Source organism: Erythrobacter sp. SN6-5 (assembly GCF_057364945.1).
Window position 1 is genome coordinate 2,300,527 of record NZ_CP200282.1, and the last position, 25,537, is coordinate 2,326,063.

The 25,537-nt window shown below is 56.4% G+C and carries 25 protein-coding genes and 3 pseudogenes; 15 read left to right on the top strand and 13 right to left on the bottom strand.

Features of this window, described 5'->3' with window-relative positions:
• Window positions 1-150: 150 nt before the first annotated feature.
• Window positions 151-1,035 (top strand): hypothetical protein, encoded by an 885-nt coding sequence (locus tag AC0V6Z_RS11465; protein WP_472638617.1) that lies wholly within the window; start codon window positions 151-153, stop codon window positions 1,033-1,035.
• Between the two features lie 65 nt (window positions 1,036-1,100).
• On the opposite strand, the gene AC0V6Z_RS11470 is transcribed toward AC0V6Z_RS11465, so the two are convergent.
• Entirely contained in the window at window positions 1,101-2,285 is a 1,185-nt protein-coding gene (locus tag AC0V6Z_RS11470) for a vWA domain-containing protein (RefSeq protein WP_472638618.1), read from the bottom strand.
• A gap of 161 nt (window positions 2,286-2,446) precedes the next feature.
• Between AC0V6Z_RS11470 and AC0V6Z_RS11475 the strand changes: the two genes are divergently transcribed.
• Together AC0V6Z_RS11475 and AC0V6Z_RS11480 are read left to right on the top strand one after the other, a co-directional pair.
• Complete coding sequence (locus AC0V6Z_RS11475) at window positions 2,447-3,016, top strand: methyl-accepting chemotaxis protein (protein WP_472638619.1); 570 nt, start codon at window positions 2,447-2,449, stop codon at window positions 3,014-3,016.
• Entirely contained in the window at window positions 2,937-3,848 is a 912-nt protein-coding gene (locus AC0V6Z_RS11480) for a methyl-accepting chemotaxis protein (protein WP_472638620.1), read from the top strand. The genes AC0V6Z_RS11475 and AC0V6Z_RS11480 overlap by 80 nt, the downstream gene beginning before the upstream one ends.
• A 13-nt stretch (window positions 3,849-3,861) precedes the next feature.
• Here AC0V6Z_RS11480 and AC0V6Z_RS11485 read toward each other — a convergent pair whose 3' ends face one another.
• Together AC0V6Z_RS11485 and AC0V6Z_RS11490 are read right to left on the bottom strand one after the other, a co-directional pair.
• Window positions 3,862-4,725 carry an AAA family ATPase gene (locus tag AC0V6Z_RS11485; RefSeq protein ID WP_472638621.1) on the bottom strand — a complete coding sequence of 288 codons (864 nt, stop codon included), beginning with the start codon at window positions 4,723-4,725 and terminating at the stop codon, window positions 3,862-3,864.
• A 127-nt stretch (window positions 4,726-4,852) separates the two neighbouring features.
• On the bottom strand, window positions 4,853-6,142 hold the full coding sequence (locus AC0V6Z_RS11490; protein ID WP_472638622.1) for a serine hydrolase: 1,290 nt from the start codon (window positions 6,140-6,142) through the stop codon (window positions 4,853-4,855).
• Between the two features lie 100 nt (window positions 6,143-6,242).
• On the opposite strand from AC0V6Z_RS11490, the gene AC0V6Z_RS11495 reads away from it, so the two are divergent.
• Window positions 6,243-7,463, top strand: coding sequence for a bifunctional alpha/beta hydrolase/OsmC family protein (locus AC0V6Z_RS11495; RefSeq protein ID WP_472638623.1), 1,221 nt, complete (start codon window positions 6,243-6,245; stop codon window positions 7,461-7,463).
• Here AC0V6Z_RS11495 and AC0V6Z_RS11500 read toward each other — a convergent pair.
• The 3 genes and pseudogenes from AC0V6Z_RS11500 to AC0V6Z_RS11510 form a co-directional block, all read right to left on the bottom strand.
• Window positions 7,460-7,855, bottom strand: a complete 396-nt coding sequence (locus tag AC0V6Z_RS11500) for a hypothetical protein (RefSeq protein WP_472638624.1) — start codon at window positions 7,853-7,855, stop codon at window positions 7,460-7,462. The genes AC0V6Z_RS11495 and AC0V6Z_RS11500 overlap by 4 nt on opposite strands.
• Window positions 7,848-9,841 (bottom strand): annotated as a pseudogene (parE, locus tag AC0V6Z_RS11505) (DNA topoisomerase IV subunit B). The gene AC0V6Z_RS11500 and the pseudogene parE overlap by 8 nt, the downstream one beginning before the upstream one ends.
• Before the next feature lie 58 nt (window positions 9,842-9,899).
• Window positions 9,900-11,063 carry a penicillin-binding protein activator gene (locus AC0V6Z_RS11510; RefSeq protein WP_472638625.1) on the bottom strand — a complete coding sequence of 388 codons (1,164 nt, stop codon included), beginning with the start codon at window positions 11,061-11,063 and terminating at the stop codon, window positions 9,900-9,902.
• A gap of 37 nt (window positions 11,064-11,100) precedes the next feature.
• On the opposite strand from AC0V6Z_RS11510, the gene rsmI reads away from it, so the two are divergent.
• Genes rsmI through AC0V6Z_RS11530 form a run of 4 tightly spaced genes read left to right on the top strand, consistent with a single transcriptional unit; the run spans window position 11,101 to window position 13,764 of the window.
• Window positions 11,101-11,958 (top strand): 16S rRNA (cytidine(1402)-2'-O)-methyltransferase, encoded by an 858-nt coding sequence (gene rsmI, locus AC0V6Z_RS11515; RefSeq protein WP_472638626.1) that lies wholly within the window; start codon window positions 11,101-11,103, stop codon window positions 11,956-11,958.
• Window positions 11,955-12,305 (top strand): YraN family protein, encoded by a 351-nt coding sequence (locus AC0V6Z_RS11520; RefSeq protein WP_472638627.1) that lies wholly within the window; start codon window positions 11,955-11,957, stop codon window positions 12,303-12,305. Before rsmI ends, AC0V6Z_RS11520 begins: the two co-directional genes overlap by 4 nt.
• A 28-nt stretch (window positions 12,306-12,333) precedes the next feature.
• Complete coding sequence (gene gshB / locus AC0V6Z_RS11525) at window positions 12,334-13,284, top strand: glutathione synthase (protein ID WP_472638628.1); 951 nt, start codon at window positions 12,334-12,336, stop codon at window positions 13,282-13,284.
• A gap of 33 nt (window positions 13,285-13,317) precedes the next feature.
• On the top strand, window positions 13,318-13,764 hold the full coding sequence (locus tag AC0V6Z_RS11530; RefSeq protein ID WP_472638629.1) for a hypothetical protein: 447 nt from the start codon (window positions 13,318-13,320) through the stop codon (window positions 13,762-13,764).
• Between the two features lie 16 nt (window positions 13,765-13,780).
• On the opposite strand, the gene AC0V6Z_RS11535 is transcribed toward AC0V6Z_RS11530, so the two are convergent.
• Entirely contained in the window at window positions 13,781-14,680 is a 900-nt protein-coding gene (locus tag AC0V6Z_RS11535) for a tyrosine recombinase XerC (RefSeq protein WP_472638630.1), read from the bottom strand.
• A complete protein-coding gene (gene hemW / locus AC0V6Z_RS11540) occupies window positions 14,677-15,828 on the bottom strand; it encodes a radical SAM family heme chaperone HemW (RefSeq protein WP_472638631.1) in 1,152 nt (383 codons plus the stop codon). Before hemW ends, AC0V6Z_RS11535 begins: the two co-directional genes overlap by 4 nt.
• A gap of 45 nt (window positions 15,829-15,873) precedes the next feature.
• Here hemW and AC0V6Z_RS11545 point away from each other — a divergent pair, with 45 nt between their 5' ends.
• Window positions 15,874-16,413: a CAP family protein gene (locus AC0V6Z_RS11545; protein ID WP_472638632.1), complete on the top strand. Its 540-nt coding sequence runs from the start codon at window positions 15,874-15,876 to the stop codon at window positions 16,411-16,413.
• A gap of 61 nt (window positions 16,414-16,474) precedes the next feature.
• Entirely contained in the window at window positions 16,475-17,095 is a 621-nt protein-coding gene (locus tag AC0V6Z_RS11550) for a CAP family protein (protein WP_472638633.1), read from the top strand.
• 9 nt (window positions 17,096-17,104) lie between these two features.
• On the opposite strand, the gene rdgB is transcribed toward AC0V6Z_RS11550, so the two are convergent.
• From rdgB to rph, 3 genes are read right to left on the bottom strand one after another with little or no spacing between them, the layout of a single operon-like run.
• Window positions 17,105-17,737 carry an RdgB/HAM1 family non-canonical purine NTP pyrophosphatase gene (gene rdgB, locus AC0V6Z_RS11555; protein WP_472638634.1) on the bottom strand — a complete coding sequence of 211 codons (633 nt, stop codon included), beginning with the start codon at window positions 17,735-17,737 and terminating at the stop codon, window positions 17,105-17,107.
• A complete protein-coding gene (locus tag AC0V6Z_RS11560; protein ID WP_472638635.1) occupies window positions 17,734-18,246 on the bottom strand; it encodes a YcxB family protein in 513 nt (170 codons plus the stop codon). Before AC0V6Z_RS11560 ends, rdgB begins: the two co-directional genes overlap by 4 nt.
• 4 nt (window positions 18,247-18,250) lie before the next feature.
• Window positions 18,251-18,967, bottom strand: a complete 717-nt coding sequence (gene rph, locus AC0V6Z_RS11565) for a ribonuclease PH (protein ID WP_472638636.1) — start codon at window positions 18,965-18,967, stop codon at window positions 18,251-18,253.
• Window positions 18,968-19,078: 111 nt separating this feature from the next.
• Here rph and hrcA point away from each other — a divergent pair.
• From hrcA to AC0V6Z_RS11580, 3 genes and pseudogenes are all read left to right on the top strand, one after another.
• Window positions 19,079-20,123: pseudogene (gene hrcA / locus AC0V6Z_RS11570) on the top strand (heat-inducible transcriptional repressor HrcA).
• A gap of 18 nt (window positions 20,124-20,141) precedes the next feature.
• Window positions 20,142-20,738 carry a nucleotide exchange factor GrpE gene (gene grpE / locus AC0V6Z_RS11575; RefSeq protein ID WP_472638637.1) on the top strand — a complete coding sequence of 199 codons (597 nt, stop codon included), beginning with the start codon at window positions 20,142-20,144 and terminating at the stop codon, window positions 20,736-20,738.
• Complete coding sequence (locus AC0V6Z_RS11580) at window positions 20,735-21,160, top strand: hypothetical protein (protein ID WP_486176479.1); 426 nt, start codon at window positions 20,735-20,737, stop codon at window positions 21,158-21,160. Before grpE ends, AC0V6Z_RS11580 begins: the two co-directional genes overlap by 4 nt.
• Window positions 21,161-21,172: 12 nt before the next feature.
• On the opposite strand, the gene AC0V6Z_RS11585 is transcribed toward AC0V6Z_RS11580, so the two are convergent.
• Complete coding sequence (locus tag AC0V6Z_RS11585) at window positions 21,173-21,634, bottom strand: vgr related protein (RefSeq protein WP_472638638.1); 462 nt, start codon at window positions 21,632-21,634, stop codon at window positions 21,173-21,175.
• Window positions 21,635-21,705: 71 nt separating this feature from the next.
• Window positions 21,706-22,188: a copper chaperone PCu(A)C gene (locus tag AC0V6Z_RS11590; RefSeq protein WP_472640900.1), complete on the bottom strand. Its 483-nt coding sequence runs from the start codon at window positions 22,186-22,188 to the stop codon at window positions 21,706-21,708.
• A gap of 170 nt (window positions 22,189-22,358) precedes the next feature.
• On the opposite strand from AC0V6Z_RS11590, the gene dnaK reads away from it, so the two are divergent.
• Both dnaK and dnaJ read left to right on the top strand, forming a co-directional pair.
• Complete coding sequence (gene dnaK / locus AC0V6Z_RS11595; RefSeq protein ID WP_472638639.1) at window positions 22,359-24,290, top strand: molecular chaperone DnaK; 1,932 nt, start codon at window positions 22,359-22,361, stop codon at window positions 24,288-24,290.
• Between the two features lie 87 nt (window positions 24,291-24,377).
• Window positions 24,378-25,521, top strand: a pseudogene (dnaJ, locus tag AC0V6Z_RS11600) (molecular chaperone DnaJ).
• Window positions 25,522-25,537 lie beyond the last annotated feature (16 nt).

The window sequence follows — 25,537 nt, forward strand, 5'->3', positions numbered from 1 at the left end:
TTTTGGGGGTGGAAGCGGACTATCGGCTTCAAAATCTATTGTTCTTGCTCGAACTTCGCGTCGCGCGTAGCTCAAACTGCCTCATCGAAAAACGAGATTGTTTGACCAGGGAGTGACTTATATCTTCTCACTCTGCTATCAAGATATTCTATGGATGCAGAGCCAAGGACTATCGCACTGAGCGACGCAAACTATAAATGGCTCAGTGAGGCATTTGGCTATGGGGCTAGCTCCGCATTTGGCGCAGCTTCGAACTTACTAACACTGTATCGAAACCACCTCTCAGCCGGAGGAGATATTGATATCAGGCCCGAAACTGAGAACTTAAAAGTCGATTCTGCAATTGATTTCGACCTCTGGGTATACAAGAATTTTTCTTTTCTCGAAGGTGCCTCGGAATATCCGAGAGAAGATTTTTTTGGCGACTTGCCAGAACTCGCGTCAAATCGCGTTAGTAACAAATTTGACGAATCTCGTTTTTCCGAAGAGTCCTTCTCGTATGCGACGAGCATAACAAGCCAAGATGTTGAGAGCCGATGCTCCGTCAATGCTGTTCTTCAAACTTTGTCTCTTTTGAACTTAGGCACAAATCATGAAGCGAGTTACTGCCTTACCGGTCTGGAAAAGACGGGGTCGCTACAAACTGATTTAGAACATCATTTTTGCGGCCTTGTTGATGATTGCGACTCAGATTGGTTTGTAAGAACAGAAAGATGTGATGGAGATTGGGAGGAGCTAATTGCAAAATCGGCTCAAACCTGGTTTTTCGGACAAGAATTCTCGCCGAAAGTCGATAGTGAGAAGTCGAGCGCAATTGTTGACGCTTTTTTGTGTCAATTGCGTAGCAAAACCCGCGCATCGTTATGTTTTCGGCTTAATGTCCGCCCCCTTTGTTTTACGAGAGTTTCTGGGAAGACTTCGTGCTTGAAGGCAGTGATCGACGATGGCTGTTGCACTTCGGATTCTCAGATTGAAAAAATTGAGTTGCGGGCCGTCTGGTTTCAGCAAAGATCGCTTATTTCCAATTCTTGGTAGATAGATACTGCCTTCGTACGTGGCCCGGCGAACGTTTACCTTTGGGGCGTGAGCTGACATCAGGACTAGTGGCCCTGTTTGCGGCTCAGTTCGCGAGTTGCGTCGTCCAGACCGTCCAACGTCAGCGGGTACATCCGGTCATTCACCAGTTGCTTCAGCATCTTGGTTGACTGCGAATAACCCCACTGTTTTTCGGGAACGGGGTTCAGCCAGACGGTCGCCGGATAGGTATTGGTCACCCGGTTCATCCAGATCGCGCCAGCTTCTTCATTCATATGCTCAACGCTGCCGCCTGCATGGGTGATTTCATACGGGCTCATTGCTGCATCACCGACAAAGATCACTTTGTAATCATGGCCGAATTTGTGCAGTACATCCCAGGTCTTCGTGCGTTCCTGCCAGCGGCGTGAATTGTCTTTCCACACCCCTTCATAAAGGCAGTTGTGAAAGTAGAAGAATTCCAGGTTCTTGAACTCTGAGGAGGCCGCGCTGAACAGCTCCTCACACAGCTTGATAAAGGGATCCATCGACCCGCCAACATCAAGGAACAACAGCAATTTCACCGCATTGTGCCGTTCGGGGCGCATGTGAATGTCGAGCCAGCCTTGCTTTGCGGTGCCATCAATGGTTGCATCCAGATCAAGCTCATCCGCTACGCCTTCGCGTGCAAAGCGGCGCAGGCGGCGCAGCGCCATCTTGATGTTGCGTGTGCCCAGCTCTTTGGTGTTGTCGAGGTTCTGAAACTCGCGCTTTTCCCATACCTTGATTGCGCGCTTGTGCTTGCTCTCGCCGCCGATCCGCACGCCTTCGGGGTTGTAGCCTGAATTACCGAATGGTGAGGTGCCGCCTGTGCCGATGAACTTGTTTCCGCCTTGGTGGCGCTTTTCCTGCTCTTCCAGACGTTTTTTCAGCGTGTCCATGATCTCGTCCCAATCGCCGAGGGATTTGATCTTTTCCATCTCTTCCTCGTTGAGGAATTTCTCAGCCACAGCTTTCAACCAGTCCTCCGGAATATCGACCGGGTTTTGACCGTAATCGGACAGAATGCCTTTGAAGACCTTGTTGAACACCTGATCAAAGCGATCGATCAACCCTTCGTCCTTAACGAAGGTCGCGCGGCTGAGGTAGTAAAAGGCCTCAGGCGTTTGCTCGATCACATCCTTGTCGAGCGCCTCCAGCAAGGTGAGGTGCTCTTTGAAACTGGCCGAAATCCCAGCCTCACGAAGTTCGTCGACGAAGTTGAAAAACATGGGCAAAGCTCTAACTGGACTGATCCTCAAGCGCTAGCCCTCAATCTCTGACTGCTGCCTTTACTGGCTATAGTTATTAGCGCTTTCTCGGCCTCCTTAAGTCTTCGCTAACCATCACTGGTTACGAGTGCGTTGGACAAAGGATCGGGGACCCGGCGGCTATGAAGTCAATTGAAATTGATAAGACAAATGCGGCGTCGCTAAACGCTATTCCAGAAAGCTGTGCGGCAGTAACCGTCGGCTGCACTGACGTGGCTGGCGTTGTTGCGGAAGTAATCCGTTCGTCTGAGGCTTTGCGCGAAGAGCATGAGGCTTTGCGTGGCACCGTTAGCGCGCTTGAAGCTGACCAAGCGAAGGTCTCAGAGGCAAGCGACGAGGCCCGTCTGCTTTCGGAGCGAGCGATTGAGCGCTTGGGCGAGGGCACATCGCTGATCCGTTCTTCTTTAGGGCAAATCAACGCCGTGCTCGAACTGGTCGACACACTCGGGCAACACGTAACAGGTTTTGCGGCAGCAATGGATCAGGTTAGGCGCAGCGCGCAAGACATTGATCAAATTGCTGAAACTACCAACATTTTGGCGTTGAATGCTACGATTGAGGCGATGCGAGTCGAGCGAAGCTGGCCGCACATTTGCCGTTGTGGCGGGCGAGGTGAAAAGCCTTGCCAACGACACGCGCAGAGCCACCGAGGAAATTTCGCAAACCATCGATACACTGGGTGCAGAAGCTAGCGTGGTTATCGGCCAAATCGAAGAAGGCTCGCTGGCCAGCGGAGAGGCCAAAGCATCCGTATCGCGCATCGAGACGACCATCAGTAGCGTTGGCGAACTGGTTGAGGAAGTCGATAAACAAAACGACGTCATTGCGCGTTCGACCGGGACTATAAGCGGCCATGTGGCCTCAGTTCAGGACGTGCTCGAGCGATATGACAATGCAACGCGTAAGAATGAAGGCCAACTCCAAGACGCGCATGAGCGCATGGGAGAGTTGGAAATAACAGCAAGCGAAATGTTCGATAGCATAGTTAAGGCAGGGCTGAGTCCTGAAGACACCGCTATGGTCGTAAAGGCTCAAGGCTTGGCGACAAAGTTACTGGAGCTTACCGAAGAGGCTCTCAGCGATGGTGAGCTAACGATGGATCAGCTATTTGACCAAGAGTACAAAGAGGTTCCAGGCACCAATCCGCAACTTTACCGAACTTCGTTCAGCGATTGGGCCGACGCCAATTGGCGCCCGATCAACGACACGCTCTACGATGAACCGGGCGCGGTAATCATGTGTTCTCAGGCCGATATGAACGGCTTCTTGCCGACGCATATTACAGCGTGGTCACGCGAGCCGAAAGGCGAACTTGCCCATGATACAAAGTATTGCCGCAATGGTCGCAAAATCCTTGAGACGATCGACCATAAGGCAAAGGCCAGCAATGCGCCGTATATGATGGCAATTTATCGCCAAGAAGGCGATGGTAAGACCTATCGCGTTATCCGCAATGTCTATGTGCCATTGGTGATTAAAGGGCGCCGATGGGGCGATCTAGAGCTGCCCTACACGTTCGATTGACAAGGTTCGAGTGTTAGCTGGGGTTGCGCCGCGCCATAAAGGCCAGTCGTTCAAACATCATCACGTCTTGCTCATTCTTGAGCAGTGCACCGTGCAGCGGCGGGATGGCACTGTTCGGATTGGCATCCTGCAGCGTTTCTAGCGGCATATCTTCGTTCATCAGCAGTTTCAGCCAATCGAGCAGCTCACTGGTTGATGGTTTTTTCTTGAGGCCGGGCACTTCGCGCAGCTCATAGAAGATATCCATCGCCTTTTTGACGAGCGTTTTTTGGATTCCGGGATAATGCACGTCGATGATCGACTGCATCGTGTCGCGGTCTGGGAACTTGATATAGTGGAAGAAACAGCGACGCAGGAACGCGTCTGGCAATTCCTTCTCGTTGTTTGAGGTGATGACAACGATTGGGCGCTCTTTAGCCGCCACGCGCTCTTGCGTTTCGTAGACGTCGAAGCTCATCCGATCGAGCTCTTGCAAGAGATCGTTTGGAAATTCGATGTCGGCCTTATCGATCTCGTCGATCAACAAAACTGGCAGCTGCTCAGAGGTAAAGGCCTCCCACAATTTGCCTTTTTTGATGTAATTGCGGATGTCATGGACCCGCTCTTCGCCCAGTTGGCCATCACGCAACCGTGCAACCGCATCATATTCATACAGGCCCTGCTGAGCCTTTGTGGTCGATTTCACATTCCACTCAATCAACGGCGCGCCAATGGCCTTAGCAATCTCATGCGCCAATACGGTTTTGCCTGTGCCAGGTTCACCTTTGACCAGCAGAGGACGGCGCAAAGTTACCGCAGCATCCACCGCAACTTTCAGATCATCGGTGGCGATGTAATCATTGGTGCCTTCAAAGCGCTGCTGCGTCGTGTCGGTCATGGGTTTTCCTGTAAATCTCAAATGGCAACTGAATTTAACGCGAGCGTTAAGGTCGATCCGTTCGGGTGGCAAGGGTGACGCTACGTAAGCTCGCGCTCAAATTGGAGGTCTGTTCGGGGCGACTGCTTTAGCGGGGTAGGGCGAGGATGCGCTGCGCGATCAGCTCTAGCTTGCTGTTTTCAAGTGCAGCATCCGGGTTATTCCAGCTGAGTATGAGGACATGCTCGTTGCCACTGAAATCAGTGAGCAGCCAGGTAAGGTTGAGGACGCCGGGCTCCGATCCGCCCTTATATCCAACGTAAGCCCAATCTTCGCGCACACTGGCTCGCACCGATGGATTGATACCCATAATTGAAAACGCCGTATAATCGGTCACTCTATTCATATGATGGAACAATTTGCGCAGATCATTGGCGCTCGCGAACCATTCAACATCCAGTGCGACCGGACCATCCGCAAAAGCGGAGTTAACGTCATCAGCGGTCACGGACACCACGTCAATTTCTCGCAACATAGCCAACTTGCGCTCAATGCTGGTTTCCGCTCGGTAAGCTTCTAAGACTTCACGCGGGCCGCCCTTCAAAGCAAACAGTTCTAGAGTGGTTAAAATCGGATTGGCTTTGGCGGTGTCGCTGTGGCCGCTTTCTTCTAGCAGCTTGGCAATGCGATCCCTGCCGAGCACGTGTATCAGTTCGTCTGTCGCGGTATTGTCGCTGATTGAGATCATCATACCAGCAAGTGTATGTAACGTTACTGGACCGCCTTGAGGCCAGTCTTGCATCATGCCGCTAGGAAAGCTCTCTCGGCTTAGCGATACGACGTCGTCCCAGCTGCGCTTTTCCGCCTCAATATCCTCGGCGAGGGCCGCCAAGACATAGAGTTTAAATGTAGATCCAATCGCGAATTGATTATCAGGATTGATCGAGAGTTTGGGGACGCCGCCGTTGAGCGGACCATAATAAGCGCCAACTTTACCCGGCAGTGCTGCAAGATCAGCCTCGATTTTCGCGAAACTGTCATCGATTGCATCAAATTCGCGTAATAATAGGCCTTCGATTTTGTGCGGCTCAATTGGACTCAGAACCAAAGTGCCTTTTCCAATCGCCCGTTCGAAGCGGATCGCGATGTTTGCGGTGAACTCACCGGTCGGTTCAATGCTCTCAACAACGACGGCTGCGCCAAATTGCGACGTGAGCTGCTGCGTCACAACATTGAATTGTGCAGGAGGGACTGCGACCAAAAATTGCTGCCCGAAAACATCTTCAGCCGCTTTTTCTTGCTTTAGCAAAGCGATCACATCCTGTGTCCGTATTTTTAGCGGCTCGGACACAGCCGTCTCGTTATCATTGGCGTCTTGCGCAAAAGCGGCGCTGGGGATGAGTAGGAGCGAAAGGGCGAGTACGAGGATTCTAAGCATGAAATGTGTTGTGCATCGCGCCATGATCCTCTGCAAGGCGTAACCAAATGGCGAAGGTGCGCTAATAGCTCTACAAGCATCACCCATAGGAGGGACCACAATGCCGACAGAGACACTTTCGATCACGACCACCACTGGACACAGCCTGGATGGAGCGCTGGAAATGCCAACTGGCCTGGTCAGGGGCGCTGCGGTCTTTGCGCATTGCTTCACCTGCACCAAGAAGAGCCGCGCCGCGATTAGTGTCGCGCGCGCATTGGCCGCGCAAGGCATTGCGACGCTGAGGTTCGACTTTACCGGGCTTGGTGGGAGCGAAGGCGAATTTGGCCGCGCTGGCTTTGCTACGGATATCGCTGATCTCGTTTCCGTTGCTGGCGCTTTGCGGGCGCGCTTCAATGCTCCGCTACTATTGGTTGGACATAGTCTTGGTGGAGCGGCGGTGCTGGCCGCCGCGCATGAGCTGGGCGCGGAGAACGTAGCTGCTATCGCGACGATTGGCGCGCCTTCGGATGTCCCGCATGTGCTGCACATCATCAAAGGCGATCACGATGCGATTCGCGCGGACGGTGAGGGGCCAGTGACAATTGGCGGGCAAAGCTTTTCGGTCAGTCGGGAGTTTCTAGAACGAACGGAATCGGTCAAGCTGCTCGAACTGGTGAAGGAGCTGAGGCTCCCCTATCTGGCATTACACTCGCCAATCGACACAATCGTGGGTGTAGAGCACGCGGCGGCTCTGTTTCAGGCTGCCTATCACCCAAAGAGTTTCATTAGTCTGGACGATGCCGACCACCTGTTGACCAAGGGAGAAGATGCCGAATATGCCGCTGCAGCGATCGCTTCATGGGCGAAGCGATACCTCAAAAGTTGCGGCGAAACTGAGCTGCCAGAAGCAGGCGTCTTGGTGAAGTCTGGCCATGGCAAGTTCGGAACCGAGGTGTTCACCACCAGCCATCGCTTGGTGGCCGATGAACCGCGCAGCTATGGCGGTGATGACAGCGGCCCAACGCCGTATGATTTGCTCAACGCTGCGCTGGGTACTTGCACCGCCATGACGATGAAAATGTACGCTGACCGAAAGGGATGGCCGGTAGAGAGCTACCAAGTGCATGTGACCCATGAACGCGATCATGCGGACGACTGTGATCATTGTGAGGAAGAGGGAGAGGGTGCGAAAATCCAGGCGCTCAATCGCTCAATTACGGTGCTAGGTAATGAATTGACGGATGATCAACGCGCGAAGATTATTGAGATCGCCGACAAATGCCCTGTGCACCGAACGTTAGAGGGACATTTGCATATCCATACCGAGATGGCGGATTAGAGGCGCGATGACGCCGTCAGCGCTACCAGCGCAAACTGCACGATGAGCAGCACGATGGTGGCGGCCTTCCATCCGGTCGCGGCGTCCTTCATCCCCCGGTCCCATGTCCATGCGCCAATCGCTCCGGTGGCAATGGCTGCACCAGCGATGGTGAAATATCCGCTTTTGCTGATCAGCAGCATGAAGATTGCGAACATGACGATTGATTGCAGCAGGAATGCCGCCGCAAACCAGGCGATGGGAATGGGTCTGTAGACCGCATCGGGAATGTGCCAATCAGGCAAAGCGCTGTCCGGGCGCGAAATACGGCGGTCGCCCGCCATGATGTCTTCCTCGCGCGGGTTTGGATATTTTTTTGGTGCATCGTCAGGCGGGGGCTGATCGTCAGGCATCAATCGCCTCGCGATCGACCTCACCAGCGCGGTTCTGGATGAAGTTGAAGCGGTGCTCTGGATTGCGCCCCATCAATTGATCGACGACCTCTTTCACGGCTGCGCGATCTTCAAATTCTTGCGGCAGGGTAATGCGGATAAGGCTGCGCGTGTCAGGATCCATAGTGGTCTCGCGAAGTTGTTGAGGGTTCATCTCGCCAAGACCCTTAAACCGACCAACCTCAACCTTTTTGCCTTTGAAAACCGTCTCTTCCAGCTGTGCGCGGTGCGCATCATCATTGGCATAGCGGCTCTCTTTGCCAGCAGTCAGCTTATAGAGCGGTGGCTTGGCCAGGAACAGGTGGCCCTTTTTCACAATGTCCGACATTTCCTGAAAGAAGAACGTCATGAGCAGGGTCGCAATGTGCGCGCCATCAACGTCCGCATCGGTCATGATGATTACGCGGTCGTAACGAAGATTTTCCGCGTCACAATCTTTGCGCGTGCCGCAACCGAGCGCGAGTGAGAGATCAGCGATCTCCTGATTAGCCCGGATCTTATCCGCTGTAGCGGATGCTACATTCAGGATCTTGCCGCGGATTGGCAGAATCGCCTGCGTCTTGCGATTGCGCGCCTGTTTCGCGCTGCCACCGGCCGAGATCGCCCTCAACGATAAACAGCTCGGTTTCTTTGTCGCCTTCGCCCGAACAATCGGTCAGCTTACCGGGTAGCCGCAGCTTTTTGGCATTGGTCGCGGTTTTGCGCTTGATCTCGCGCTCTTGCTTGCGGCGCAGGCGCTCATCCATGCGCTCCATAACCTCGCCAAGCAGGGCCTTACCCCGGTCCATATTGTCGGTGAGGAAGTGGTCGAAATGGTCGCGCACCGCGTTCTCAACGAAGCGTGCCGCCTCTGGCGAAGTCAGTCGGTCCTTCGTTTGCGACTGAAACGATGGATCGCGGATAAAGACGCTGAGCATCACCTCGCCGCCAGTCATCACGTCATCGGCGCTGATGTCTTTGGCCTTCTTCGTGCCAGTCAGCTCACCAAAGGCGCGCAAGCCCTTGGTCAGAGCAGCCCTGAGGCCTTGCTCATGCGTTCCGCCATCCGGTGTTGGAACAGTGTTACAATACCAGCTGGTCGATCCATCGGAATAAAGCGGCCATGCGATCGCCCATTCGACGCGCCCTTGCGAGGTGCCGCTGTCGTCCTCGGGAAAGTCTTGATTGCCGGTAAAGGCCTGCGCGGTCACGCATTCCCGCGCGCCGACTTGCTCTGCCAGGTGATCAGCGAGACCTCCCGGGAACTTGAATGTCGCTTCCTCGGGCACGTCTTCGGACGCGAGGCTGGGCGCGCATTTCCAACGGATTTCGACGCCCGCAAACAGATAGGCTTTGGAGCGAGCTAGCTTGAACAGCCGTTGCGGTTTGAATTTACGATCGCCAAAGATCTCTTCATCGGGCGTGAAGCTGACCTGAGTTCCGCGCCGATTGGGCGTTGCGCCCAGGTTCTCGATTTTCCCGAGGGTTTGGCCCTTGGAAAATTCCTGTGCGAACAATTGCTTGTCACGCGCAACTTCGACGCGGGTGTGCGATGACAATGCGTTGACGACGCTGACGCCAACCCCGTGCAGACCGCCGCTGGTTGCATAGGCCTTACCGGAGAATTTACCGCCGGAGTGAAGCGTCGAAAGGATCACCTCAAGCGTGGATTTGCCCGGGAACTTGGGGTGCTCATCGACAGGTATGCCGCGGCCATTGTCACCGATGGTCAGGCGATTGCCTTCCTCCAGGCGCACTTCGATACGGTTGGCGTGGCCCGCAACGGCTTCGTCCATCGAGTTATCGAGCACTTCGGCGGCAAGGTGATGCAGCGCGCGGTCATCCGTGCCGCCAATATACATCCCCGGTCGCATGGCGCACCGGCTCCAGCCCTTCGAGCACCTCAATTGAGGAGGAGTCGTAATCGCCGCTCGTTGACGGAGTACCTTCAAACAGATCATCTGACATGCGTAAGGCTATAGGCTCGGCAGAGAGCCGCTAACAAGCAGGTGGCTATACGTTTTGCTCAGTCCTCGAAGCGTTGGGGCGCCTGATCCACGATTACAACGCTGTTGCCGCGCACCTCGCGCACTTCCATCGCACGTTCGACCACGCCGTTACGCTGGAATCGGAACGGGCCATCCAGACCCAGGAAGCCGCCGCGATCACGCAATTGCCGCTCAGGGAACTGGCTGCCAACGCGCCAATCGCGCGCCACTCTTAGTGTTAGCAGAACCGCATCATAACCCAGGGTAGAGATCCGGTATGGCTTTGAGCCAAAGCGACTCTCATAGCTTTCGGTAAAGCGCCTATACCGACCGTCAGATACCGCAGAGAACAATGCACCCCGCATTGCGCCGGATCGGGTGAGGGCGGTTTCACCGCTCCACAGTTCCGTGCCAAGGATGCGGGAGTTTACGCCGTTTTCTTTCTTAAGCTCACCAGCGGCCTGAACCGAAAGCCTCGCGCCTTCTCCCAGCAACACCGTGTCATAGCCGCCAGCATCGCGCAGGCGCTGGGCCGCACTGACGATAGAGGTGTTTCCGCGTGAATAGCGCTGACTTGTGGTTAGCGATCCGCCAAAATCACGCAGAGCATTGCTCAGCGCGCTCAAGGAACGATCGCCGTAGTCACTGTTCGACAAAAGAGCGGCAAATCGCGTTGCGCCTTGATTGCGCGCATATCGCACACTGCGGCGGATCGATTGCTCTGGAATGTGCCCCATTACAAACACATCAGGACTCGCGACGTTGGTGTCGTTTGAGAATGAGATCGTCGTCACGCCCGCTGGGCGCGCCTGAGCCTGCACGCTTGCCACATTTTCGGACATCAATGGGCCGAGGATCAGGCGGTTGCCGTCGGCAATCGCTCTCCGAGCCGCCGCGCCTGCGCCCTGCGAAGTGTCATAGGTCGTGATCCGCAGATTGTTCGCATTGGTATCGAGCAAAGCCATGGTGGTCGCATTCGCCAGCGACTGACCAACGGCGCCTGTGCTGCCTGACATGGGAACAAGCAGGGCAATCCGGTGACGGGTCGCATCCGTTGGCAAAGCGGTCGCGCTTGGCTCCGTCGATGGACCCGGGTCAGTGGTGGTGGTTGGCCCCGTCTTGGGGATCACCTGACACCCGCCGAGCAAAGCAGCAGCGCCCGCAATCACCAGAGTGCGCCGATTAAACCAATTACGCTTCATACTTGCCGACCCCTGTTGGCTGTTCCAAAGAGCCTGGGTGACTGACCCGCACTCTTCATCGCCTGTATCAAAAACACTTGAGCAGGGCCTCTACATTGTAGCAACTCCGATTGGCAATCTCGGCGATATAACGCTCCGTGCTGTCGACATTTTGCAACGTTGTGATGTGATTGCCTGTGAGGACACGCGGGTCACGGGCAAGCTGTTGTCACATCTTGGCATCTCGAAACGAATGCGGCGTTATGATGATCACAGCGATGAGGGGGCGAGGCGCGAGCTTATCGATGCGGCGCGCACTGGCTCTGTGGCGCTGGTGAGCGATGCGGGTACTCCGCTGGTTTCTGACCCAGGCTTTCGGCTGGTGCGCGATGCAAGAGAGGCAGATGTAGCGGTTACTACGCTGCCCGGAGCTTGCGCAGCGATCGCGGGACTGACGCTGGCGGGCCTGCCCAATGATCGTTTCCTGTTCGCGGGATTCCTACCCGTGAAGCAGAAGGCGCGCGGGGAAGTGCTGCAAGAACTCGGCGCGGTGAACACGACGCTGATTTTCTATGAGACCGGGCCTCGGCTGGTCAAAAGCCTAGATGCCATCGCCTTAGATATGCCTGATCGGCAGGTCGCTGTCGCCCGGGAGCTGACCAAGCTGCATGAGGAATGCAGGGTGGGGACCGCGTCAGAGCTCGCGGCTCATTACACCGACCATCCACCCAAAGGGGAAATTGTGCTGCTCATCGGCCCTCCATCAGGGGATGCGCCAGTCGGCGATCCTGACGAGCTGCTGAGAGAAGCGCTGGAAACCATGAGCCCCAGCAAGGCGGCGGGACAAGTGGCCAAGGCAAGCGGGTTGGACCGCAAGACGCTTTATGCCCGCGCAGTGGAGCTCAAGGCGCAATGAAGCGTCAGATCGCGGAAAAGAGTGGCCGCGATGGCGAATTACGGGCGGCCATGTGGCTGCGCCTGAAGGGGTGGCAGGTCCTGGGGCAAAGGGTGAAGACGCCGCGCGGAGAGATCGACCTCATCGCTCGCAAGGGTGCGCTTGTCGCCTTTACGGAGGTGAAATGGCGCAAGAAGAAAGCTGATCTCGACTACGCGATCGATGAAAGGCGTCTAACCCGCGTTGCCGCCGCCGCTGAATGCGTTGCTCATGAATACCTGCGCGAGGGCGATGATATGCGAATTGACGTTATCCTCCTTGCACCGGGCAGCATGCCTCGCCACATCACCAATGCTTGGATGCCGTAGACTGGCACCCGCCTTGAAAGGATTATTGATGAGTCTTCGCATCGCTGTTCAGATGGACCCTATTGAAAACATCAACATTAAGGGCGACTCCAGTTTTGCGCTGATGCTGGCCGCGCAAGAGCGCGGGCACTCGATCTATGAGTATCACGTTGAGAGCCTGACGCTGGATGCGAACGACCGCCTGTTTGCTGAGTGTGCGCCGGTGACGGTGCAGCGGGTCGAGGGCGATCATTTCACCAAAGGCGCAGCGGAGCGGCTGGACCTTGGCAAGGACATCGACGTGATCCTGATGCGGCAGGACCCGCCGTTTCACATGGGCTATATCACCGCGACCCATCTGCTGGAGCGGATTGGCAAAGAGACCCTCGTGGTCAATGATCCTGCGAATGTTCGCAATTCGCCTGAAAAGGTCATGGTACTCGACTACCGCCGGTTTATGCCGCCGACCCTGATCACGCGCTCCCCAGACGAGGTGAAGCGCTTTATGGCTGAGCATGGTGCCGTGGTGGTCAAGCCAATCCACGGCAATGGCGGCAAAGCGATCTTCCGCGTGCCAGCCGATGGAGACAATCTCACCGCCCTATTTGAGGTGTTCAACCAGACCTGGCCAGAGCCGCATATGGTCCAACCTTTCCTCCCTGAGGTGGCGGAAGGCGACAAGCGTATCGTGCTGGTCGATGGCGAAGTTGCGGGTGCAATCAACCGGATACCGGGCGAGGGCGAGTTTCGCTCTAATCTCGCAATGGGCGGCAGCGCAGAGAAGACGGGCTTGACCGAACGCGAGCAAGAGATTTGCGATGCGATGGGGCCAGAGCTCAAGCGGTTGGGCCTTACATTTGTCGGAATCGATGTGATCGGCGGCAAATGGCTGACTGAGATTAATGTGACTTCGCCGACGGGCATTGTGGCCATCGATGTGTTTAATGGCACGGATACGGCTGGGATGATCTGGGACGCGATTGAGGGGCGGTTGGGGTGATCCAATTTCCCTGTCTCTCAAAGGAGCACATTCGTGATGCGACTTCTTGAACGATTGCTTGGCTCAAAGGGGCAACTTCAATCGCCCACCGAAAAACTGGAGTCCGAGGGCGAATTCTTCAACAGTCTTTGCGCAGCCACAGTTGATTCCGTTGGCCGGTCTGACGTCACAATCCTGCTTTATGTTGAGATGCACGACGATTATTTCGACACGTGTGTGAGATATTCTCGACCCAACGATCCGCATTTCAGAGGTGTTTTCCCGAGTGATCGTCTGACCCGCTGTCTAAGTGAGATGCAGCAATTTCTTCAAACTCAGGAGTTCGTAAAGCGCTGGACAGCGATGGAGTACTTCATCGATGGTGGGCGGTTTAACGTGTCACTATCCTATGATGCGGTCGATGAGCAGCTCGCCTTTTGGGAACGAACACCTCCGATCATTGATAAGTATTTTCCGGGAAAGACATTCAGCAATGAGTAGTGCGTTTCCCAACAGTTCAACCCTTTTTCGCCCTTGGATGCGCCCCTCGATAAGTCTCCAGCAGGCTCGCAGCGTCGACCTTGGTGTATATTTGCGTAGACCCCAGTGACGCATGTCCCAGCAGCTCCTGCAAACTCCGCAAATCCACTCCCGCTCCTAACAAATGCGTCGCAAATGAGTGTCGCAGAGCATGCGGAGTTGCGGTATCGGGCAATCCCAATGCCCGCCGCGCCTTTGCCATCGCTTTTTGTACCATGCCGGGGGACAGCGGGCCGCCCTTTGCTCCTCGGAATAGCGCTTCGCTCGGCTCGGCCTTCCACGGGCAAAGCTCTGCATAGCGCGCCACCGCTGCTCTGGTGATCGGCAGGATCGGCACGATCCGTTGCTTTCCGCCTTTGCCGGTGACTTGCAGGGTCTCGCCCAACACCGCATCGGACCATGTCAGCGACAAGGCTTCTGCGATGCGCAGGCCCGATCCATACATCAGCAGCAGCACCGCGCGGTCACGCGCGCCGATCCAATCCTCATCAGGCATGCCCGCGACTAGGTCGGCGATATTGACCGCTTCGTCGGGGGTAACGGGGCGGGGCAGGCCTTTCTTGGTGCGCGGGCCGCGTAGGCGAGGGGCGGATGGATCGGGATCGCCGGTCTGCGCCCGGGCGAAGGTGATGAACGCCTTGAGCGCGGATAGCTCGCGCGCTGTGCTGGCGTTGGAGAGGCCATCAGTGCGGCGTGCAGCGAGGTGCGCGCGCAGGTCATGCGCCTCCAATCCGGCAACGCCATCCCAATCCGTCAGATTGCGCGCCTTCAGCAGTCGTTCCGCTGCAGAGCAATAGGCGCGCACCGTGTGCGGACTGCGCCTCCGTCCTTCGGCCAGATGATGGCGCCACTCAGACAGAAGATCGTGCAGGCTCACGCGTCCACCAGACTGTCGGCCACCACTTCGCCAAGCAGCGCGTCGAGCAATGGCAAGCCCGCTTGCGTCACGCCGATTGCGCCATCACACCACCACATCAGGCCAAGGTCGCAGTTTCGGGCCAATCCGCGCGGATCGATTAATTGCGCCTCTTCCAATTCGAAGCGCGCCGACAACGCGCCAAGGTCGATCCCCTCGATCAGGCGCAGCCCCATTAGCAGCGCTTCTGCGGCCTGATCTCTCGGTCGAAGCGCCTGTTTGTCCGCTATGCCGTGCCGTTGCTCACTGACCGCGCGAAGGAAGTTTTCCGGCTTCTTGTGCCGTGTTGTCGCCATTCCGCCGCGCCGACCATGGGCGCCGGGGCCGATGCCGCAATAATCCTGATAACGCCAATAGGTCAGGTTATGGCGGCTCTCCTCACCCAGTCGCGCGTGATTGCTGATTTCATAGGTGGGCAGGCCAGCCTTGCCAGTCAGCTGTTGCGTGATCGTGAAGAGCTCAGCCGCAGCATCGTCATCTAACGGCGTGAAGGTCCCCCGGCGCACATCGCTGGCAAAGCGCGTGCCGGGCTCAATTGTGAGTTGATAGAGCGAGAGGTGTGTGGTGCCGAGCGCCAGCGCGCGGGCAAGCTGCGCCTCCCACAATTCTGGTGTGTGATCGGGCAGAGCGTAGATTAGGTCAAAGCTGACCCGCTCAAAATGCTCTTGCGCGGTGGCGAGCGCGGCTAGCGCTTCGTCTGCGCCATGTAGTCGCCCGAGCCATTGTAAACTTTCGTCTTCAAGCGATTGAACACCCAGCGAAACGCGATTGATCCCGGCGTTTGCCAAGGCCGAAAAATTGCTCGCTTCGACGGAGGAAGGGTTGGCCTCCAAGGTAATTTCAATTTCAGGGACGAACCCCCACAATTGCTCTGCCTCGGCCAGCAGCGCGGCGACCAGTTCAGGCGGCATCAGCGAAGGGGTCCCTCCGCCGAAAAAGATCGATGTCAACGGCTCTCCGCCAGCCAGTTTCGCCTCAAAGCGCATATCAGCGAGCAATGCTGCCTGCCATAGCTGGACGTCCACGCTGGCGCGGACATGCGAGTTGAAATCGCAATAGGGGCATTTCTTCGCGCAGAAGGGCCAGTGGATGTAAAGAGCACGCGCCATCGCTTCTTTCAGCCTTTGTTAAAGGCTCTAAGTCAAGGTTGGAACATGCGTTTCAGCGTGAAAATCTTTGGGTGTCTGGCCCTTCTTGCGAATGTGAGCGCGCCAAGCGCGTTTGCGCAGGAACGCCAGAATACCGCAGCGCAGGCAGACAGGTTCGCCAGTGAATTGTTGCAAGCGCACAACGTAGAACGCTCAGAATTCGGTGTGCGACCGCTCTCGTGGTCGCCGCAATTGGCTGATGAGGCTCGGGAATGGGCCAACCAGCTCGCGCGCAGGGGGGTGATGCAGCACGCGTCTCTGGATCAGCGCCAGGGCCGGGGCGAGAACCTTTGGATGGGGACCGCTGGCTACTTCAGTCTCAGCGCAATGATCGGCTATTTCGCAGAGGAAAAGCGGCACTTTAGGCCCGGCACGTTCCCGAATGTCTCACGCACAGGCAATTGGGCCGATGTCGGTCACTACACGCAGATGGTCTGGGCCGAGACACGCGAAGTCGGCTGCGGAATCGCGCATGGCAGAGGCAATGAGTTCCTGGTGTGCCGATATTGGCCCGCAGGAAACACATATGGCCGCAAGGTGGGTTGAGCGTTGCAAGCGCTTTGGGGAAGGTCGATTAATGTTCAAGATTTCTAAAACATGCAGCAAAATGATCGCGCCAGTCGCGATCATCCTCGTTGCGTCTGGCTGCGGCGGCGGCGAGAGCGGTTCTTCACCGAGCACTAACACGGCTGCGACAGGCGGAACGTCGTCGTCACCGCCGCCTGCTCCTCCCCCGCCACCGCCTCCTCCACCGCCGCCACCAACCGGCGGCACGCAAACGACGCGTCAGGACGATATGCTTCGGGTGATGCTGGCGGAACACAATGACGCGCGCCAGGAAGTCGGCGTTGCGCCGATGACCTTGGACGATGACTTGAGCCGCCAAGCGCTTGCTTATGCTGAAGAACTCGCCCGCACGGGTCGCTTCGAGCACAGCACCAGCGCCTCGCGCCCCAATCAGGGCGAGAACCTATGGGCAGGCACCGAGGGGGCATTCACTTACGAAGTGATGGCGGATGGTTGGATCAGCGAAAAGCAATTCTACATCCACGATCGCTTCCCCTATGTCAGCAATACGGGCGATTGGACCGACGTCGGTCACTACACCCAGATCATTTGGGCAAACTCAACAGAACTTGGATGCGGGGTCGCTACCGGTTCGGGCCGCGACTACCTCGTCTGCCGTTATTCGCCGCCGGGCAATGTCTCAGGGCAATTTGCCTACTGATCCCTCTGGTCAGGCGCCGAACTGATCTGCGACGAGCTTGGCAAAGGCATCGGCACGGTGGCTGATGCTGTGTTTTTCTGCTGGATCGATCTCGGCAAAAGTTTCGTCGCCTTCGCGTGAGGAGGGCAGGAACACTGGGTCATAGCCAAAGCCCATTTCGCCTCGTGGAGGCCAGGTTAGGCTGCCCGGGCATTTGCCTTCATAAACCACGTGTTGACCATCGGGCCATGCGATGGCGAGCACGCAGTGGAAGGCTGCGCTTCGGTCAACATCCGCTCCCTGCTGTGCCAGCAATCCTTCGACTTTGCCCATGGCCATGTACCAATCGCGGCCAGGATCGCCTTCAAACCATTGCCTCTCCGCCCAATCGGCGGTGTAGATCCCAGGCCGTCCATCCAATGCGTCCACGGACAGGCCGCTATCGTCAGCAAGGGCGGCCAGACCTGATGCTTCAGCCGCAGCCCGCGCTTTGATCAAAGCGTTTTCAGTGAACGTTTTGCCAGTCTCGGGCGGCTCTGGCAGGCCAAGCGATCCGGCCGAGATGCACTTCATCCCATAAGGATCGAGTAGTGCCGAAATCTCTTTCAGCTTACCCGCATTGTGCGTTGCAATTACGAGCGATCCAGAGCCAAGTTTGGTCATTTTCGGCGCTTTCCCTTTGTAACAAGGCCGGATGCAATCAATCGCTCGCGTGCGAAGTCAATGATCTCCTTACCTACCTGATCCTTGGGCAGAATATAAGCGAGCTGGCTGTTCAAATACATTGCGAACAATTCATCTTGCTCGTTCCATCTGACGATCTGTGTCCATTTGGCGTCCACATGCGCCGATGGTTGGACAAGTAAAAAACCTGCCTCATCCAAGGTCAGATCGACATGCTCTTTTATCAAAGCATAGTCGGCCCAGGCCTTCTTCGCTTGTCGTGGGAACAGGATAAAACGTATGCACAGTAAGGTGGCCGTTCCACCAAGCATAATGCAGATCATTGCGGTCAGCGCAGCGACCCAATCTTCAAAGACAAACACCAGAATGCCCAAGATGACAACTATCGCCGCTATAACTGCAAGCGCGCGCGGCAGATTGCTGGTAAAATTTAGCTTCCAGAATGCGAGCTGTAATTCTTCCGAGATTGAATAGCGAACCGGACCCATTGGTTTATGCGCCGGTCGCCTTCAATTGCTCTGCAAAAATGCCATCGCAGCCGATGTTCGCGAGACGGAGCAGGCGCAGCAGGCCTTCTTCATCATAGGTGGCGCCCTCTGCAGTCGCCTGAACCTCGGCGATTTGTCCGCCTGAGATCAGCACGAAGTTCGCATCCGCGTCCGCATCGCTATCCTCTGGGTAATCGAGGTCGAGGACTGGTGTGCCCTTGTAGATGCCGCAAGAGATCGCTGCGACCTGTGCGGTGATCGGGTCTTCCTTGATATCGCCGGATGCGATCAAGCCATTGACCGCCAGGCGCAGGGCAACCCATGCGCCAGAAATTGACGCTGTGCGCGTGCCGCCGTCGGCCTGGATCACGTCGCAATCCAAGGTGATTTGCCGCTCGCCGAGTTTCTTAAGGTCGACCACAGCGCGCAAAGAGCGCCCGATAAGCCTCTGAATTTCTTGAGTCCGGCCCGTTTGCTTGCCGCGAGCTGCCTCGCGAGAGCCCCGTGTGTGCGTCGCGCGCGGTAGCATCGAATATTCACCGGTGACCCAGCCTTCGCCCTTGCCGCGCAGCCATGGCGGAATACGTTCTTCGACACTGGCCGTGCACAGCACGCGGGTGTCGCCAAAGCTGATGAGGCAAGACCCTTCTGCGTGTTTGGTAAAGCCGGTTTCGATAGTGATTGCGCGCATTTCGTCAGGCGCGCGGCCAGATGGTCGCATGATGTTTTCCTATGTTCGATCTCGCTTGGTCGCCGGTTTGGCGGGACAAAAGAGTGGCGGCAAGGGCACGGCCGGGCTTGGCTCGGGATAGTTTCACGTTAAATAGCACGCATGGCCTCACCACCAATTTCAGAAATGACCGATCGGGCGCGCGAGATTTTTCGCCGTGTGGTGGAAGGCTATATGAATAATGGCCAGCCGGTTGGTTCGAAAACGCTGTCGGGCGACAGTGGCCTGAACCTTTCGCTCAGCCTCCATCCGCTCGGTATTGGCTGATCTGGAGAGTGTGGGGCTACTTGCCGCGCCCCATACCAGCGCGGGGCGATTACCCACCGATATCGGCCTCAGATTGTTTGTCGATGGTATGATGCAGGTCGCTGAACCAACAGCAGAAGAGCGCGCGCAGATAGAACAGCGGCTCGGCGAACCTGGGCCGGTGGAGCAAGCGCTGGAGCAGGCAAGCTCTGTGCTGTCAGACCTATCGGGCGCTGCTGGCATGGTCATGGTGCCCACACGCGAGCAGCAATTGGCGCAGTTCAATCTTGTGGATCTGGGTCAAGGTAGAGCCCTGGCTGTCCTAGTCGGTGAGGATGGCGGGGTCGAAAACCGGGTTTTGGAGCTCGGTGGGGCAGTGTCTGCAAGCGCGCTGGAGGCAGCGACCAATTACATCACCGCGCGGCTTTCAGGCAGGACGCTGAGCGATGCGGCCGCGGCGATGCGACAAGAGATCAAAACCGGACAGTCTCAACTTGATGACGCGAGCAAAGATCTGGTTGAGCGCGGGTTGGCCGTTTGGAGCGAAGACACAGAGGAACGCCCCGTCCTGATCGTGCGCGGTGCGTCCAATCTGCTGGATGATGCGGCGATGGAGGACATAGACCGTGTCCGCTCGCTGCTTGACGACCTAGAGAACAAACAGTCAGTTGCCGCTTTGCTTGATAATGCGCGCGAGGCTGAGGCAACCCGCATTTTTATCGGCAGCGAGAACCGCCTGTTTGGGCTTTCGGGCTCTTCCGTCATAGCCTCGCCCTATCGCGACAGAGAGGGAAGGGTGGTTGGAGTTCTGGGTGTGATTGGGCCGACGCGGTTGAATTACGCGCGCGTGGTCCCCATGGTGGATTTAACAGCCCGTTCTTTGGGCAAACTCATTGCATAATTTGGACACAAGACGACGATGATCGACAATGATAAGCCGCACGACGAAGCGGCAGAAGCAGAACTGAAAGGCGTGCCGGAGGAGTTTCTTGACGATCCTGAGGCTCAAGATGCTGAGGGCGGTGAAGAAGATGATTTTAGCGAGGCGCTGGAATCGCTTCGCCGTGATCTGGAAGAATCCAAGCAAGAGACGTTGTATGCCAAGGCGGAGACGCAAAATGTGCGCCGCCGGATGGAGAAAGACGTCGGCGATGCGCGCGCCTATGCCGCGACCGGCTTTGCACGTGACGTTTTGAGCGTGGCGGACAATCTCTCCCGCGCGATTGAGGCCATCCCTGAGAGCCTGCGCGAAGATGAGAAGATGAAAGGCCTGGTAACCGGTATTGAGGCCACTCAGCGGGAGTTAGAGAAGGTCTTCAAAAGTCACGGCATTGAGCGTGTAGCTGCGGTTGGTTTGCCGCTTGATCCGAATCAGCACCAGGCGATGCTTGAGGTGCCCAGCGATGAGCACGAGCCGGGCACAATCATTCAGGAAATGCAAGCAGGTTGGATGATCAAAGACCGCTTGCTGCGTCCGGCCATGGTTGGCGTAGCTAAGAAGCCGGAGGAGGTATGACACGAGACTTTGAGCTTGCACGCATTGCGGTTGTTCGAGAGTGCCGTGAGACGGGTCATGATACTCTTGGCTATGCGTGGTCCAATCGCATTTATCCTTATTTAGATGACTCTCGGATATCAGAACTCTTCAAAGCTGACTTTCTGATCACAGAGGGCCAAGTTAAGAAGGTTTGTGATTACTTGGACAAACATGAGGACAACCCGGATCACCTTGGCTTCTACTCAATTGAGGGACATTTCGGAGGTAAGCATGGAGGTGTCCTTGATCGCGGCACACTGATGGCGATTTGTCGCTACATATTCTTGTGCGGCCGCTTTGGTAGTGTTTGGGAGCATGTGACCAAGAATGGAGTAGGTCCTGTAGAGTCGAAGAGCATTGCGGCAGAGTTTAACCGGTCGTTCGACCTTAGCTCTCTTTGATGTCAGCTGTATTTAACCCGGCAGAGTCGCACCCGGAAACCGGACTAAGCCATCATAGGCTGACTTGTCGGCCACGCCTGTAACGCGCACGCCCTGCCGCATCCAAAATGCGTGCTTTACGATCTCTGCCTGCTGCTCAATGCCATAAGAGGCGAAGGGCTGGCCGGGTTTGAGCGTGTAATCATAGCGGCAGAAGGGGTGGCGATTCAGCAGCAAATACCAATCGCCGCGCGTTTGGGTTTGCCAGACATGAGTGAGCTCGTGGATCAGCAACCCTTGCCGGATTAACCCTTCGTCTGAGAAATCATCGCAATAGGCTGCACCATCGGGATGAAAATGCAGATGTCCGCGCGGGGCCATGGTGACTTTACGCGGTTGAAAGGGAAACCACTTGCGGCGCCTGATGCGCACCGCTTCATAGTCAATCGCGGTTCCAAATACGGTCTTTGCAATTCCAATTTCACCCGGCGTCAAAGTGCGTTCGCCGCCGACCGGGCAGGCCGGGACGAGCGCGTGATTTTGAGCCGTGGGTGAGGGGTTTTCGCTCAGCGTTCTTCGCCCGCCGCGCGCACTTCAGCTTCGAACTTGTGCCGCTTACCACCTGAAATTTTGAGCATTACTTCGGCGGTTCCGCCTGCCTGAAGGCTCTCATCCAGTTCAAATGCCATGACGTGCTTTGCGCCAGGTTCGAACGCAATTTCGGTGCCATTGGTGAGCGGAACAGGTCCCGCCTCGGCCATGGTCATCTTGAAATCATATTCCATCATATCGTGAACAGTTGCGCTCTTCGCGCCTGTCACCTCTGCCCCGCTGACCGCGATCCCGCGATCCCCATCATAGCTGAGGTTGAAATAGACCGCCGCGGGGTTGCCGGACACTGGCGGAAGCACAAGGCGCGCATCCGAAATCGTGATCCCTTCAATTGTATCGACCGGCTCTGGGGCAGGTGCCTCTTCTCCGCAGGCCGCTACGCCCAGGCAGGCCGCCAAAGTGATGCCGCGTAGAAAGGCAGACGATGTTTGTGTCATTTTCACGTTGTAGTCCCCTTGTTGGATGGTGCGAAAAGTAGGCGCATCCATCCCTTGTGCCAAGCAAAACCGCACCTATATCCCGCCTACAAACGAGTTGCCAAACGGTTCCGCCAATTCTGGGGAGCACCACAGGCAACGTCCAACAACCTGAAATGGATGGGGAAATAATGGGTAAAGTAATCGGCATCGACCTCGGCACCACCAACTCGTGTGTGGCTGTAATGGACGGGGGCAAGCCTAAAGTTATTGAAAATTCTGAAGGCGCGCGCACCACGCCTTCTATTGTCGCCTTTACCAAGGATAGCGAACGTCTGATCGGCCAACCGGCCAAGCGTCAGGCTGTTACCAATCCCGACAACACTCTGTTCGCGATTAAGCGCCTGATCGGTCGCCGCTTCGACGACCCGTTGACGAAGAAAGATATGGGCCTGGTCCCGTATGATATCGTCAAAGGCAAAAATGGCGACGCATGGGTAAAGGCGGGCGATGAAGATTATTCGCCAAGCCAAGTTTCCGCTTTCATCCTGCAAAAGATGAAAGAAACCGCTGAGAGTTATCTCGGTGAGACCGTGGAACAGGCCGTTATTACCGTTCCTGCATACTTTAACGATGCTCAGCGTCAGGCGACGAAAGACGCCGGTCAAATCGCTGGTCTTGAAGTGCTACGGATCATCAACGAACCAACCGCTGCGGCGCTCGCCTATGGCATGGACAAGAACGACGGCAAGACGATCGCTGTTTATGACCTTGGTGGCGGTACGTTTGACGTATCTGTGCTCGAAATTGGCGACGGCGTATTCGAAGTGAAGTCGACCAACGGCGACACGTTCCTCGGTGGTGAAGATTTCGACAGTGCGATTGTCGAATGGCTCGCCAGCGAGTTTGAAAAGAAAGAGAACATGGACCTGCGCAAGGACAAGCTTGCGCTCCAACGTCTGAAAGAAGCTGCTGAAAAGGCCAAGATTGAGCTTTCCAGTTCGGCTACGACCGAAATCAACCTGCCGTTTATTACGGCGCGTATGGATGGCGGATCAAGCACGCCGCTGCACTTGGTCGAAACACTCAGCCGATCTGACCTTGAAAAGCTGGTTGGCGATCTGATCAAGCGCACGCTTGAGCCGTGTAAGAAGGCTCTGGCCGATGCGGGCGTGTCGAAAGATGACATCGACGAAGTGATCTTGGTTGGCGGTATGACACGCATGCCGAAAGTTCGCGAAGTGGTTGAAGGTTTCTTCGAAGCGAAGCCGCACACCGGCGTGAACCCAGACGAAGTTGTTGCCATGGGCGCGGCCATCCAGGCGGGCGTTCTGCAAGGCGACGTTAAAGACGTGCTGCTGCTCGACGTGACGCCATTGTCGCTCGGCATCGAAACTCTGGGCGGTGTCTTCACCCGGATGATTGATCGCAACACGACGATTCCGACCAAGAAGACGCAGACCTATTCGACCGCTGAAGACAATCAGAATGCGGTGACCATTCGCGTGTTCCAGGGCGAGCGCGAAATGGCGGCGGATAACAAGATGCTGGGTCAGTTTGATCTGGTTGGCATTCCGCCTGCGCCGCGGGGCGTTCCGCAGGTTGAGGTGACCTTTGACATTGACGCGAACGGTATCGTGAATGTCTCTGCTAAGGACAAAGGTACCGGCAAAGAACAGACGATCAAGATCCAGGCATCGGGCGGACTGTCCGACAATGATATTGATCAGATGGTTCAAGACGCTGAGAAATTTGCTGAAGAAGACAAGAAACGCCGGGCCTCTGCGGAAGCTCGCAACCAAGCCGACAGTCTTGTTCACGCGACCGAAAAGCAGCTCGAAGAGCACGGCGATAAGGTTGACGCGGATACCAAGTCTGCGGTGGAAACCGCCCTTGGCGAAGCGAAAACCGCGCTGGAAGGCGATGATGTTGATGAGATCAACGCCAAGTCTCAGGCTTTGACCGAAGCGGCCATGAAAATGGGTCAGCAAATCTACGAGAAAGAGCAGGCTGAAGGTGCGGCCGGTGACGGCGGCGACGGCGATGCTTCTTCGGATGCGTCAGACGACGAAGACGTTGTCGATGCGGAATTCTCCGAAGTGGACGAAGACAACAAGGACTGATGTCCTCATGAAAAACTATCCTGCCGTTAGTGTGGTCCACCAAAGGCCTGCGCTGACGGCAGCTAGGTTTTAGGGACCAAGGTCACCATGGCTGCTACCCAATTAGATTATTACCAATTGCTCGAGGTCGCTCGCGATGCCGACGGCAGCGTGCTTAAAAGTGCGTATCGCAAGCTGGCGATGAAGTTTCACCCCGATCGCAACCCAGGCGATGGGGAAGCAGAGGCGAAGTTCAAAGCGATTGGCGAGGCCTATGAAGTCCTCAAAGACCCGCAAAAGCGCGCGGCCTATGATCGCTATGGTCACGAGGCATTCCAGCAAGGGATGAACGGCGGCGGGGGCGGCTTTGGCGGCGGGCGCGGTCAGGCCGACTTCGGCGATATTGGCGATATTTTTGAGACCATCTTTGGCAGTGCCTTTGGCGGGGCTGCAGGTGGCTAAGCAACAAACTCGGCGCGGCGCCGATCTGCGCTATGACATGCAGGTTTCCCTCGAAGAGGCATTCCACGGCAAATCGACCGAGATTGAGATCGAAGTCTCTCAAGCCTGCGACACCTGTGATGGTTCGGGCGCGGCGCCCGGCACCAGCGAGCGGCAGTGCAATTTGTGCCACGGGCACGGATCTGTGCGGGCAAAGCAGGGTCTGTTCGTCGTTGAGCGGCCTTGCCCAACCTGCAGCGGCCGTGGCGCGGTTCTAGAGGAACCATGCGGTTCGTGCCGCGGGGAAGGGCGTGTTGATCGCGCTCAGGCCCTGTCAGTGGAAATTCCACCTGGCGTTGATACTGGCACGCGTATCAGGCTGTCGGGCAAGGGTGAGGCGGGCGCTCGCGGTGCCCCTCCCGGTGATCTCTACATTTTTGTGCACGTAACCCCGCATGAGCTGTTCCAGCGCGAGGGCACCACTTTGGCAACTCGCGTTCCAGTCAGCTTTACGACGGCGGCTCTGGGTGGATGTGTTGAGATACCTGACCTTGATGGCTCAACCAATTCGGTCGACATCCCAACTGGCATTCAATCGGGCAAGCAATTGCGCGTGCGCGGGGCCGGTATGCCAGTCCTGCAAGGGCGCGGGCGCGGCGATCTGGTGGTAGAGATTGCGGTGGAAACACCGACGAAGCTCAGCCGCAAGCAAAAGGACATTCTCGAGGAGTTTCGTGAGACCGAAACCGGCGATGAATGCCCTGAAAGCCGCAGCTTTTTCTCCAAGTTGAAAGATGCCTTTGGCGGGTGAGGCGGCGTCTGGCACT